At 27.8% G+C, this 12987-nt stretch carries 17 protein-coding genes and 2 pseudogenes; 14 read left to right on the top strand and 5 right to left on the bottom strand.

All coding sequences use genetic code 11. The features are described 5' to 3' along the window. The first annotated feature begins 23 nt into the window (after positions 1-23). Positions 24-350 carry a hypothetical protein gene (locus AB3K27_RS19225; RefSeq protein ID WP_368488937.1) on the top strand — a complete coding sequence of 109 codons (327 nt, stop codon included), beginning with the start codon at positions 24-26 and terminating at the stop codon, positions 348-350. A 74-nt stretch (positions 351-424) separates the two neighbouring features. Here the strand turns inward: AB3K27_RS19225 and AB3K27_RS19220 are convergent, their stop codons facing one another. Then, positions 425-610, bottom strand: a complete 186-nt coding sequence (locus AB3K27_RS19220) for a hypothetical protein (RefSeq protein WP_368488936.1) — start codon at positions 608-610, stop codon at positions 425-427. Positions 611-821: 211 nt separating this feature from the next. Between AB3K27_RS19220 and AB3K27_RS19215 the strand changes: the two genes are divergently transcribed. From AB3K27_RS19215 to AB3K27_RS19205, 3 genes are all read left to right on the top strand, one after another. Beyond that, complete coding sequence (locus AB3K27_RS19215) at positions 822-1178, top strand: hypothetical protein (protein ID WP_368488935.1); 357 nt, start codon at positions 822-824, stop codon at positions 1176-1178. 29 nt (positions 1179-1207) lie between these two features. Further along, on the top strand, positions 1208-1387 hold the full coding sequence (locus tag AB3K27_RS19210; protein ID WP_368491288.1) for a CFI-box-CTERM domain-containing protein: 180 nt from the start codon (positions 1208-1210) through the stop codon (positions 1385-1387). A 190-nt stretch (positions 1388-1577) separates the two neighbouring features. After that, entirely contained in the window at positions 1578-2564 is a 987-nt protein-coding gene (locus tag AB3K27_RS19205; RefSeq protein ID WP_368488934.1) for an ATP-binding protein, read from the top strand. 91 nt (positions 2565-2655) lie between these two features. Here AB3K27_RS19205 and AB3K27_RS19200 read toward each other — a convergent pair whose 3' ends face one another. Beyond that, positions 2656-3927 carry an IS110 family transposase gene (locus tag AB3K27_RS19200; protein WP_368487573.1) on the bottom strand — a complete coding sequence of 424 codons (1272 nt, stop codon included), beginning with the start codon at positions 3925-3927 and terminating at the stop codon, positions 2656-2658. Positions 3928-4190: 263 nt separating this feature from the next. Here AB3K27_RS19200 and AB3K27_RS19195 point away from each other — a divergent pair, with 263 nt between their 5' ends. Together AB3K27_RS19195 and AB3K27_RS19190 are read left to right on the top strand one after the other, a co-directional pair. Continuing rightward, positions 4191-4721 (top strand): hypothetical protein, encoded by a 531-nt coding sequence (locus tag AB3K27_RS19195; protein ID WP_368488933.1) that lies wholly within the window; start codon positions 4191-4193, stop codon positions 4719-4721. Positions 4722-4784: 63 nt separating this feature from the next. Next, positions 4785-5943: pseudogene (locus AB3K27_RS19190) on the top strand (IS3 family transposase). Positions 5944-6125: 182 nt separating this feature from the next. Here AB3K27_RS19190 and AB3K27_RS19185 read toward each other — a convergent pair. Beyond that, complete coding sequence (locus AB3K27_RS19185) at positions 6126-6635, bottom strand: IS3 family transposase (RefSeq protein ID WP_368491287.1); 510 nt, start codon at positions 6633-6635, stop codon at positions 6126-6128. 159 nt (positions 6636-6794) lie between these two features. Next, entirely contained in the window at positions 6795-6926 is a 132-nt protein-coding gene (locus tag AB3K27_RS19180) for a transposase (RefSeq protein ID WP_368488932.1), read from the bottom strand. A gap of 91 nt (positions 6927-7017) precedes the next feature. Between AB3K27_RS19180 and AB3K27_RS19175 the strand changes: the two genes are divergently transcribed. From AB3K27_RS19175 to AB3K27_RS19140, 8 genes and pseudogenes are all read left to right on the top strand, one after another. Next, the gene (locus tag AB3K27_RS19175) at positions 7018-7236 is read left to right on the top strand and encodes a phage portal protein (protein ID WP_368491286.1); all 219 of its coding nucleotides are present in this window, start codon (positions 7018-7020) and stop codon (positions 7234-7236) included. 869 nt (positions 7237-8105) lie between these two features. Continuing rightward, positions 8106-8291, top strand: a complete 186-nt coding sequence (locus AB3K27_RS19170; RefSeq protein WP_368488931.1) for a hypothetical protein — start codon at positions 8106-8108, stop codon at positions 8289-8291. Between the two features lie 137 nt (positions 8292-8428). Then, positions 8429-9760 carry a hypothetical protein gene (locus AB3K27_RS19165; RefSeq protein ID WP_368488930.1) on the top strand — a complete coding sequence of 444 codons (1332 nt, stop codon included), beginning with the start codon at positions 8429-8431 and terminating at the stop codon, positions 9758-9760. Positions 9761-10158: 398 nt separating this feature from the next. Then, positions 10159-10425: a hypothetical protein gene (locus AB3K27_RS19160; RefSeq protein WP_368488929.1), complete on the top strand. Its 267-nt coding sequence runs from the start codon at positions 10159-10161 to the stop codon at positions 10423-10425. 92 nt (positions 10426-10517) lie between these two features. Then, on the top strand, positions 10518-10868 hold the full coding sequence (locus AB3K27_RS19155) for a hypothetical protein (protein WP_368488928.1): 351 nt from the start codon (positions 10518-10520) through the stop codon (positions 10866-10868). Between the two features lie 8 nt (positions 10869-10876). Then, on the top strand, positions 10877-11305 hold the full coding sequence (locus tag AB3K27_RS19150) for a hypothetical protein (RefSeq protein WP_368488927.1): 429 nt from the start codon (positions 10877-10879) through the stop codon (positions 11303-11305). A gap of 143 nt (positions 11306-11448) precedes the next feature. After that, positions 11449-12018 (top strand): Ig-like domain-containing protein, encoded by a 570-nt coding sequence (locus tag AB3K27_RS19145; protein ID WP_368488926.1) that lies wholly within the window; start codon positions 11449-11451, stop codon positions 12016-12018. A gap of 219 nt (positions 12019-12237) precedes the next feature. After that, a pseudogene (locus AB3K27_RS19140) lies at positions 12238-12411 on the top strand (GMP synthase (glutamine-hydrolyzing)); the annotation flags it as partial. Between the two features lie 330 nt (positions 12412-12741). On the opposite strand, the gene AB3K27_RS19135 reads toward AB3K27_RS19140, so the two are convergent. Continuing rightward, positions 12742-12984 carry a hypothetical protein gene (locus tag AB3K27_RS19135; protein WP_368488925.1) on the bottom strand — a complete coding sequence of 81 codons (243 nt, stop codon included), beginning with the start codon at positions 12982-12984 and terminating at the stop codon, positions 12742-12744. Between the last annotated feature and the right edge of the window lie 3 nt (positions 12985-12987).

Genomic DNA, 12987 nt, shown 5'->3' with positions numbered 1-12987 from the left:
ATAGTAGGAGGAGATGATAATATATGGATAAAAAAGAAGGATATGAATATAAAACAGCTAAACAAATGAAAGGGTTAGCAGACCAAGAGAATACTAAATTGTTAGATATTAAAAAAGAAACTGAAAAAACACTAAGAAAAGTGTTATATACGGTTGAAATAATGGCTCGAAAAGGAGATTATTCCACAAGTTGTATATGCGATAAAGTTGAATCTAATATTGTAGATAATGTGATTCAAGAACTTCAGAATTTGGGATTTAGAACCAAACTGCTGGAATTTAATGGTGCTAAGATAATAAATATTAGGTGGGATTTAGAAGATAATGTTGAAAAAGAGAATAACAATTGAATGTTAATAGAAAAAAGTTAAAAGAGTTATTAGTAAGATGTTATTACTAATAAACTCTTTTATTTTTTAGGAATTCATATATCGTCAAAGAGCTGTCTCTTCATTACTTTCCTTTTAACTATAGGTGTAACAGATAATTCTAAGCTTATTTCAACATTTGATTCTTTATAAGTGATTTTAAAACCATTTTTAGGTAGGTCATTATGATGAGAATTAATCAGTTTTTCTAGTTCTGCAAAAATTTCTGTCTCTAGTGACATATGCAACACTCCTTTTACATATATTAGTCATTGATAAAATTATACCATAATATGTAAGTTAATCAACTAACATTATGCAAAGAGGAATAGGTAATATAAATCCAATAAAAATTGGTGAATGTATCCTGGAGCTTGAGAGGATTTATGGAATTAGATAAGGTAGTGCAGGTGGTAATGGTAGTAATCAATATACCAACAAAGTGTTTGATCATTGGGAGTTTTAGTAGGTGGGGTGTCTGGAATAGGAGATAAATATGTAAAATCATATATACTTATAATTAATTATTGGGATGTAGCTACAAGAGTTCCTGAAACTATTTCTATTGCATGTCCAATAACATCGCTCAGGTTTATAGAAAGGATTTATAAGGAACGAAATAATTACATAAGTAGCATTGTGCCAGATAATGAAACTTATGCTATTGCACCAATGAAACCTACAGAAAGCGAGAAACAAATGGTAAGGATCTTTCGAAATAGCAAAAAACATCCAGAGTACAAGAATAAAACTGATGAAGAATTGCTACAAATTATTCGAGAAGCTAAAAAAATAGTGCTTGTTTTGTAGCTACGGTTGTTTATAATGATAACGATTGTATTGAAGTTAATAAATTAAGAATTTGGAGAGATACACGATTAAAGAAAAGTGTTGTAGGACGATCATTTATAAAACTGTATTATCAATATGGAGAAAAATTGTCTTTAATAATTAAACCACATCAAAGAATTTGTAGGATTATAAAAAGTATTTTGGACTTATTTGTAAAATTTTTATAAAAAATTGGACATACATATTATCTATTGAATTTTATAAAAATTAATATTTGCCTAAATAGCATATACCTTTAATGAATAAAAATAATTTTAAAATTAGAACTGAATCTAATAATATTAAATTACATATATTGTATAAAATTATAAAAAATAGTATAATAGTAACTGATCAATTAGATAAAGGGATGATTATATGCAAAATAATGGATATATTATAGATGGAAATAATGCAGCAATTTTATTTTCTAAACATATTTATGATTCTGTAAGTTCACTTGTTGAAAATGTAGCTAATTTTTATAATGTAGATGCTAATGAAGTAAATATCGAATTTAAAGAAAAAAAAGAAAATGAGGAAAGATATATTATTGAAATAATAATTTGGGGAGATGGAGATGGATTTTCAGAAAATGATTTGGAGAATCTTAGAGAGTTAGCAAATAGCACAAAAAAGAAAGATATATATACTAAAAAATTTAAACGAGTTAAATTAGGATGTTACGGTATTGCATTTAGTTCCTTTCAAAGGTTAGGAAACCATGTAGATATTTATAGTAAAATACATAATAAAAAACTTCTTCATAAATCGATAGTAACTACTAATAATAATACACAATTTAGAGAGACAGAATATTTGAATAATTATAATGTAATTCCATATGAATCTGGAAGTAAACTAATAATTAGAAATTGCAAAATTTTACATTCTATTTTTATGGATTATAGAAATAAAAAAACTAATATGGATTTACTTAAAAATAAATTGTCATACCTTCCTATAAGTGATAATTTTAGAATAAATTTATGCGGTGAAACGATAAAAAGATATACTATTAATAATAATTGTTATAAGAAAAGTTTCAATTTTGATATAGATGGAATAGATTTTCGATGCTTTATATGCTACTCTTCTTTCCCAATTGATAATTATTATTATAGAGGTATATTTTTAAAAGTAGATGATAGAATAATTGATTGGAATATATATAATGACATAAGAAGTTTTATAAGTACCGCTGGATCTGTAGATTCTAGGATAAATGGAATTATAACTGCTAATAAACTTAGGGATAAAATAGATGCTTCTAGGAAAGGGCTTACGGATAATAATTTATCATTGAGAATTTGTAATGAATTAAAAAAGTATATATCAAATATATATAAAGAAGCTAAGAGTTAACTTGAAAGAAATTCAGGTGTTTTTGAACATGACAAAAAGACCTATTAAAATGAGGTCAAAAAAAGAGACTTATATTATTTATAATTAAAAATCAACTTATTTTCGGTGATATCTCTTGACTTACTTTTGTTACTTCAAAGCCTTGAGCTTGAAGAAATAAAATAATTCTATCTATATCAGGTTGAAAATGTCGAGAAGTGTTTTCTCTTTTTAGATATTTTTCATAAATAGAATTATCAAAGGCTTCATTTTTTAAAAGCATATTATAAATACAGGTTAAAAGCATTCTTGCTATAGCAATAATTGCTCTTTTGTGCCCACGTCTTTTCTTTATACTTTCATAACGATATTTAAAGTATGGGCAGGACTTGTTTTTTATTGCTGCATTAGCACACTGAATAAGTATTGGCTTTAAATAAGCTCCGGCACGGCTTATACGAACACTTTTCTTTTTGCCAGCACTTTCATTATTTTGTGGTGTAAGACCTGCCCAAGAACACAGATGTTTAGCATCTGGAAAGACTGACATATCCACTCCAATTTCAGAAATTATAGTTGTAGCAGATTGTGTAGTTATCCCAGGGGCAGAAGCAATAAGCTCAATTTGTGACTTAAATTCACTTGAAATTAATGAAATGGCAGTATCAAGTTGAGAAATACAATTGTTAATATAATCATAATGATTCAAGCATACAGACATCTTTGCTGTTTGATTTTTAGAGATGCTTCCTTGCATAGCAATCTTAATTTCGTCAGCCTTAGATAACATACTCTTGTGTAGAAATTGAGTATAGTCTATATCTAATTTATCAGGATGCTCCATGGCATATTTAATTATAGCTGATGATGATTTACCAAAGGTATCTGATACTACGCTTGAAATCATGATATTTGAAACTGTTAATGAATTTTGGAATCTGTTTTTCTCACTTGAACGGAAATTTGTAAGTTTAAAGCGATAGCGCATAAGGTCTCGTAGTTCTCTTATGGCCTTTGGAGGAATAAAACTTCCTTTAACTAATCCATGCTTATGTAAGTCTGCAAGCCATAGAGAATCTTTTTTATCAGTTTTTTTGCCGGGAATGTTTTTAACGTACTTTGGGTTAGCCAGAGTAATATTACAGGAATCTTCAAGTATGTTATAGATAGGTATCCAGTACTTTCCGGTGCTTTCCATACAAACTTCTTTACAGTTATGCTCAGATAACCACTCTTTTAAATGGAAAAGATTCTTTGAGTAAGTACTGAATTGTTTGGTTGCATAGGTAGTGATGTTATTCTCATTGGTTGATGTTACAGTTGCAACTACAAATTTTTTGTGAACATCAATACCGCAACAAATAGGATAAACGATTTTTAACATTTATATCACCTACAAATAAAAAAATAAAGTACACAGGTGTTGACTGAATACTCATACTTTTAAACGGTCTTTGTTTAAACAAAGATTAACTTACGTGCCCTAGGGCACACTTATTTGTACTTAAAAGAGTAATCGGCACATGTTATTATACGGATTACAGTGAAGTGCAATCACACTCACCCCGCCGTGCTCTGTAGTACACCTGTATACTTGTCTATATTATTCACAGTAATTGGTAATTTTAATCACTCTTTCATTAATTTTTGTGCCTTGAGCACAGCGAAAGGAATGAATGTTATTATGAAAATCAGATTACATCTGCAAATAAAGAAGATACTAAATCAAGTAATGATAATGAAAAAATAGAAAAAATTCAACTAGTACAGAGAAAAACAGAAAGTATTTCTGTACAAAATAAAGAATATTATAATAAAGAAAAAAGAAGAGAAAAAGCACATATAAGATCAAGAACTACTAACAAATACTTAGAAAATTTAGGGATAAAATTTTGTTATACACCAGAATCAGAAATAGAATTAATTATCATAATATCTCAAATGTGGCAAAAAAATTTAATAGATTTTGATATAATGCAAGTAACTTCAAGTGATTCACCTGATGCTGTTATTATTATAGATGGTGAGATTGCTTTTTTAGAATTTGAACAAACATTAAATGATTTTTTCATTCATTCACATAACAGTAATAATATAGATTATATACTTTGTTGGGATATTAATGAAAGACAAATCAGAAGTGCATCAGAAAAGTATTTAAAAAAATTCTCGAACTGACCTGTACTCGAATTGATGAACACATATGAGTTAGCTATAATAATCATATGGAGGAGATAAGAAATGTCAGGTAACGGTAATAGGTATAATGCAGAATTCAAAAAAGATGCAGTAAGACTTGTACTGGAAGAAGGAAGATCTGTCATAAGTGTATCAAAAGATTTAGGAGTAAATGCTCAAACCTTAAGAAACTGGATAAAAAACAAAAAGAGGATAGAGGATCCTTCGAGCTCAAGAATGGATGAGCTTGAGAGGAAACTTAAAGAAAAGCAGAAAAGAATAGATGAACTTGAGGAATCAGTTGATATACTAAAAAAAGCTGCTGCACTCTTTGTCAAAGACAACCGAAGGTAATCTATAAGTTTATAAGAAGTCAGTGTGACAAACATTCGGTTACAAAGATGTGCAGGCTATTCAATGTGTCATGCAGTGGATATTATCTGTGGAATAGTCCAACAAAGAGCAAAACAAAAGCTGAAAATGAGCAGATACGGAAGATAGCACAGGACAGTTATCATAGAAATCATGGAATTTGCGGACTTGACAAGCTTCTTAGTGATGTAAGAGAGAAATTTCCACACTGCAGCAGGCAAAGGCTTTACAGGATACAAAGAGAAAATAGACTTTACTCCATAAGGAAAAGGAAATTCAAGGCAACTACATACTCTGCTCACAAACTTCCAACAGCTGAAAATCTTTTGAATCAAAATTTTAAAGTTGAAACTCCAAATTCTGTATGGGTGACCGATATCAGTTATGTTAGTACACATGAGGGTTGGTTATACCTTGCGACTGTAAAAGATATATGTACAAAGGAAATAGTAGGCTGGTCAACAGCAGATAATATGAAAACATCGCTGTGTATAAAAGCACTTGAAAATGCTATAAAAAGATACAGGCCTGCACCGGGATTGATACACCACTCGGACAGGGGGTACAGTACTGCAGCAGTGAATATCAGAAATTTTTAAGGGAAAATAAAATAATATGCAGTATGAGCCGCAAAGGTAACTGTTATGATAATGCATGTGCTGAAACATTCTTCAGCACCATAAAGTGCGAACTGCTCTACCAGAGGGAATATAAAACACGGGAAGAGGCAAGGCGTGATATATTCTGGTATATTGAAATATATTACAATAACCAGAGGAGAAACCAGGCAATTGGCTATAAGGTACCATCTCAGTTCAGAAAAGAATTTAATATTTTAATGGCATCATAGTTGATTTTAGGGAAAATACTATAGTCAATAATAACAATAGTAATTATGCGATATTGAGAGAATTTCTAACTATAAAGTGTCCACTTTTTCGAGAAAAGCTCAAATATATAAAATCAATTAATATTAATAATGGTAGAGAGATAATATTTAATAATTATAATGGAACTAATCATAAGGTAAAATTATATGTGATTTCCCAGTTTGGAATCCATAGTTCTAGAGAAACTGTAACCAATTATCTTCCTGCTGTAGAGATCCATGACAGATGCAAGATAACACCATCCATCTTTTACAGTATGTATATAAGTTATATCTGTACACCATTTTTCGTTAATAGTACTTGAATTGAAGTCTCTTTTTAAGATATTTTCTTTTCCATGTATCGTGGAACTGGATTGAACCGGCCTGAATTTTTTACATACAATAGCCCGTATACCTAATTCTCTCATAAGTCGCTGGGTTCTTTTAATGCTTATATTTATATTGAGCTGCCTAAGCTTATGATTTATTTTTATTGCACTATAACGTCCCTTACTATCTCTATAAATATCTAGAATAGAGGATTTAATCTGTTCATTTTGAATACTTCGTGTACTCTGGCTGCACCTGGAATTTTTATAAAAAGAACTTCTTGGTACATTAAAAACCTCACACATTAACTTAATACTATAATTATTTTTGTTATCTTTAATAAACTTGTATAATACATTTAATTTTTCTTTGCAAATATGGCCATAGCTTTTTTTAATATCTCATTTTCTTCCTCCAACCTGGCCATTTTTTTCATCAATACCTGATAATCAGCTGTCGTAATAGTTTTGTTATTATCTATCTGTATAGGTGTTGATTTTTTAACCCATGATTATTGTTGATTTAGATGCGCCATATTCGCTGTTTAACTCACTTAAAGATTTACCTGATTTATAAAGTTCTACTATTGTATTTTTAAAATCTTCTGTATATCTTTTGGATTTATTTGACATCTTTGTAGACACTCCTTTTCTTTTATTCTATATTGTTCGAATTTTTGTGTCTACATTTTTATACTAGCACCAATTCAGTGATACAGATTATATTGATGTAGAATTCAATTATAGTAGACCTGTGAATGCACAAGAACTATTACAGGAACTTAATACTCAATATAATATGGATGCTATTAGCAAGAAAACAATCATTGAGAAGTCGCCAATAACCACAGATGTTACTCAGGAATTGAATAGATTGAAAGAGGAAAATGAAAATAGTAATGATACTACCATTAATCAAAACAGTAATATAGGAGGGATATAATTAATATTAGCATTGTCAACTTGCAGATTGAATATAGTTAACATAACAAAATATAAACTGACTGGTCAGTATAAAATTAAAAACACCTGTGTTATAAAAAAATGAAAAAAACAAAAAATTCCAATTAATTTTTTAAAAATAATTACAAGAGATAACGATATATATTATGCATAATATACATTATTTACGCAATAATATACATATATAAATAATGGAAATTAACGTATAATATACAATTATATACATAAAATAATGTATTAATATACTGAATACAATCTATTCTCAATAGTAATTTTTGGATAATAAAAGTGCAAAGTTGTATAAATCCATTAATATCAATGGCTTAAAGAGAATTTATGTATATATAACAAGTTCGCTAAATTATCTTATTTAGCGAAGTTGTTATTTCAGTTGAATTAAATTATCATTTAGAGTTCCTGGTAAAAATGCATAAAATTACAGAAGAATGTTTTTATAAAATTATGTTCTTATGGCATCAAAAGGAATAAATTACCCCTTTTCTTAAAAAATCGTTTTAGTTAGTAACTTTTTTACCCACAGCAAAATTTGAGTTTTTATATACCAAAATACCTTCAAATGTACCCCATTAATCCGTTTGAGGGTATTTTAATGTACTTGATATTATTATCTTATTATGGATATTTAGAGAAAAGAATTAATATAATAGAATATTTTAGAAGGATTTTACTATAATTTGTAGAATATTAATATTGCATAAATAAAATGTTAATGAATATCTAAATGATATGGAGGTGTTGCAAATGGAAAAGATTCAATTGCGTAGTAAAAATGATATATTATTCATGAAAAGACACTAGCTAACAATTATAATAATATTTATAATAATTGTGGTTGGTGTCTTTGAAATTTATAAGTATAAAGTATATGCAAATGATAAAAATTTTACTGACGATATTGTTCAAGCTGAAAAATGTAATAAATCAGATAAATTTACTAAGGCAAAAGAATATTATGAAGATGCCTTAAAAAATGTAGGGAAGATAATGATGTTAGAAAGAAATGAAATTATGTGATAATACACAGTACTCATATGATGATTGTGCTGAAATAACTGATATTAATATAACTCATATGGATGGGACAACTGCAACATTGGATAAAGAACAAGTTCAATATGTTTTAGATTAATCAAATATTTAGGAGGATAATTATGATTTGTCCAAATTGTTTACATAAAATTGAAGATGATAGTTTATTTTGTAGTGTGTGTGGAAGTGGTTTAAGAACAGGAGTTAGGCAAATACCATTAAATAATACGAACACTAATATTAGAAATAAATCTAGTTTATTCGTAATTTATATTATTACAGCATTTGCGGGATGTATATTATTTTTCATTTCAGCAGAGCAAATAAGTAAAGTTGGGGATGATATGACAACGCTTCAATCCCAAGCTGGTATATCACTAGCAGAAGTATATTATCAAGATGTCGGAAAAGCTTTAAAGGGTTTTGCTATGTTTGTTAGGGGCTTAGGTGTTAGTGTTTTAGCTATAATAGTTGCAATTGTTTTAAGTGGAACAAAAATAAATAATAATAAAGCAACCTTAGTTGAAAATAAAGATGGTTCTACATTGGTAGAAAAAATAACACAAATAAAGATACCTGATCTCAAAAAATTAAGTGTTAAAAAGGTAATTATAGATTTAATTTCATTAATACTTATATGTAGTTCATGGTTTGGTGGATATAAATATGTACAAGCTAAAGAATTTAATAATTTAGTTAAAATAGCTAGTCAAAAATTAAATGCAGGGAACTGTGATGAAGCAATACAATTATATAGTAAAGCATTAACATATAGAAATGATAGCAATGTTCAAAAAGAGCTTACATTAGCACAAAAGTATAAACAATATCAAAATATATATAATGAGGGTTTAAAGCTAATAAATGATAAAAAATATTCAGATGCGATACAAAAACTTAATACAATAAATCAGGATGCACTACAAATATATAATAATGCACAAAATAAAATATTACAATGTAAGAAGAATATTATAAATGATAATATTCAAGCTACTAATAATGCAATAAAAAATGGAGATTATGATAGCGCAAATAAATATATTGAAAATATATTGGAGGTGGATGCTAATAATAATGATACAACGCAGTTAAAGAATACAATTACACAAGCACAAGAAAAATCTAAAGAAGAGGAAGAAGCTAAAGAGCAGCAACAAGCAATAAACAATTCTATTGTAATAAAATATTCAATAGATGAATATGGATATATAATGAATACTAATTATCCAGATGGATCAAGTATACAAGTAAAAAAAGGACAATTAATTAATTTAGTAGGAGATGTTTCTCCGAAATCCTCGCAAAGAGTTTTATTTGATGCTAATGTTATGGAATCAGTATCACCAATAGCCATGAAAGCGATATCTGTAGGTGGTGGAGATATAAATATTATTCCTAATGAATATGACTGGGATAAAGCTTATAAGTATCATATTATTATAAGCAACTAACATAAGGTACTGCCTAAAACAGTAGCATAGAAATTTTTATATAAGATTTATTTTTTTAAGTATACATACTCAGTACCTCTTAGAATGAGATTTAATCATTAAGCAGGTTATAAAAATGGCTTGCTTTTTTATATCTGAAAATAAGAAAGAAATGATATTTTGATAAGAAATGTAAAATATAGTATAATAAAATCCAGCAATGGAGTAGTTAATTTTAATAGTGCAGATGATACTAAATTATTTATGTAAATAGAAGGATATTTAGTTATCTTGTAGAATATTACATAATAGATAAAGTGAAAATATACACTTAAAGAAAAATCTTAAATAATCACAATAAATTTATATTGATATATGATGAGAAACATATCAATCATTAATAATTAAGAGGTGATTTTATGAAATATGATGATTTCCCATATTATGTAATGCACAATAATGAAGAAATTCAATGTCATGTTTTTAGGTGGGATGATACTTTAAGAGTAAAATGTAAATACAAAAATACTTTAGTAGAGTGTACTTGCTCGTATAGAAAGTATTTAGAAGATACGTCTATAATTAAATTTATGATTAACAAGCATTTAAAAACAATTGATGAAAAAGGGGAAGAGTTCTATCAGCATTATAAACTAAAAGAAGTAATGAAAATTTTAAAATGTTAAACATAATTATATGAAATGAAAGATTTAAAAGGGGTATCCAATTAGAGGATACCTTTTTTATATTTAAAAATAGGAAAGGAAGTAGATATAAAATGACGGTATTAGAAAGGTTAAAAGTAGAATTAAACAATAAAGATTACTTTACGGATGATGTATATACAATGTATTTAGAGGAGAATAATTTAACTTCTACAGATACATATAATAAGGAAGCAATGCAGCGTGATTTATTACTTACTATAATTGATATACTGGAAGCTTTAAGTAATGATGTTGATTTAATGCGTAAAATAGAAGATGGTACAACTAATTTAAGTGTAGCTGAATGTTATAAATTGCTAGAGGTAAGAATTCAAAAAATAAAAGATAGAATTGCTTCAATTCCTGATAGTGATACAGAGGAATATTCCAATGTATTTATGTTATTCACTAAGAATAGGTAGGTGGTAGAATGAATACATTATTAAATCACTTTAATCAAGCATTAAAAAGAGTTGGAAAGATATGTGTATTAAATAATACTACTAATATCACTGGTGTATTTAAAAAGATAGATGATAAATTCAATTCTATAGATACAAAGTATTTCTTTGCTATAAATAATCTTAGACAGGGTGATATGATAAAGTATAACGATATGAATTATCTGATTATTACAAAAAGTGAGAATGTTAATGGGTGCTATAATACATATACTGTGAGAAAGTGTCCATATAACATTAATTTTAACATTAATACATCCATGAATGTAATCCCTGGGTATATAGAAATAATAACATTGGATACTCAAACAAATCAGTTTATGATTTTACCAAAAGGAATCATCATAGTTACAGTCCCTTTAAATTCTATTACGGAGCAGATCAAAATAAATATATAAAGCTGAAAAGTGCATGGAAAATCATAGGAGTTGATCTTAGTTTAGAAGGATTAGTTAAGTTTACTGCAGAAAAGGATTCCATACTCCCAACTGATGACTTAATAAATGAGATACCAGAAGGAGGTCATTTTTATAATTATTCTATGACTGTAAATCTTACAGAAATAAACATAGATGTTGGAGCTACACAACAAATAACAACCACAATAACACATAATGGAAATATTGTAAGTAATCCAACTTTGATATATTCGAGTGATAATGAAAATATAGCAACTGTGGATTCAACTGGAATCGTAAATGCTGTTTCTCAGGGTACTTGTAATATAACAGTATTATTTATTGATGGGGATAGCATTACATATACAAAAACAATACCTACGACAATTAATGCTGTAGTAGCAAAAACAATTAAATTTTCAACAACTTATCAGAATATTGGAGAAATTAAAATCCAATTAAGCTTATTAAAAGGTCGTACTGCTAATATTTCTGTATATGCGTGTAATAGTTCACAACAGTCTGATACATTTACATTCAGTTTTAGTGGTGTGGACATAAGTTATTACATAAGAACCATTATAGATGGTAATAATTTTAGTGTAACAAATATCAATGGAGATGGTAGTGAATATTTGACGATTACAGCAACTTCAGATGTAGATAGTAGTGTTGTAGGTAGTATTACTATACGATTAGCAGGGGTGTGGTAATACCATTTTATTTAATTAAGTGTAATAAAATATAGTTTCAGTAAAAGTAAATTTTTTACTGGAGTTTAGGTGTGAAATCTCTAAATTTCCGTAAAAATATTGACTAAATAAATAGTTAAATTTATAATAAATTTAGAAAAACGTCATAAATGCTTTTTATGATGTATCAAAGGGATTTTAAAAGTAGTTTTGAAGGTATTAATAAAACGTGTCGAAGATACTATTGCACTAAGGGCAGTTATATCTACGGATGCTATGACTTCTGACTGGGCTAGGATACCTTATGAAGTTTTAGATAAAGTTTCAAGGAGAATTGTTAATGAAGTTAAAGGAGTAAACAGAATTGTTTATGATATAACCTCAAAACCTCCAGCTACTATCGAGTGGGAATGACCAAACATAGATATATAAATGAATATGTGAACTTAAAGAGTTCAAGGTTATTTCTTAAATTGAAGTAATCTTGAACTCTTTTTTTATATATTTTTCTAAAAAAAAGAGGTGTCTTAGCTGACTTACGGACAGTTATTTGGATAAATAATAAATAATTTACACAGAAATTATATTTAGGAATATAAATACATATAGTATAATTTCATTAATAACCTAAAAAGTGTATATATTAATATAAATGAAATTTATGTAAATTAGTATAGGTATACTTGTCCTTTAATTCAAGGTAAATATTTCATTTTTAACCATAGAATATACTGCTTCTCCATACTATATATCATAAAGCACAAAATTAAATTTAAGTCTATACTTTTTTCTACTAGAATCATAACATCTGTTAAACCATGTCAATCCACTTCTAAACAGACTGTATATTCTAGTTACTTTATTCTTTATTTTCTTGGTTGCACCTATAATTCTGCTTTTCTTATTTTTAGAACAATCTGCCCCTAATATTATTATCCACGTATATGCTATACTTAAGCATAAATATAGATTCTTTAAATCACACATGTT

Source organism: Clostridium sp. BJN0013 (assembly GCF_040939125.1).
Lineage (GTDB): Bacteria > Bacillota > Clostridia > Clostridiales > Clostridiaceae > Clostridium_B.
Note: the sequence above shows the minus strand (reverse complement) of the source record. Positions and strands in the feature narration are given on the sequence as shown.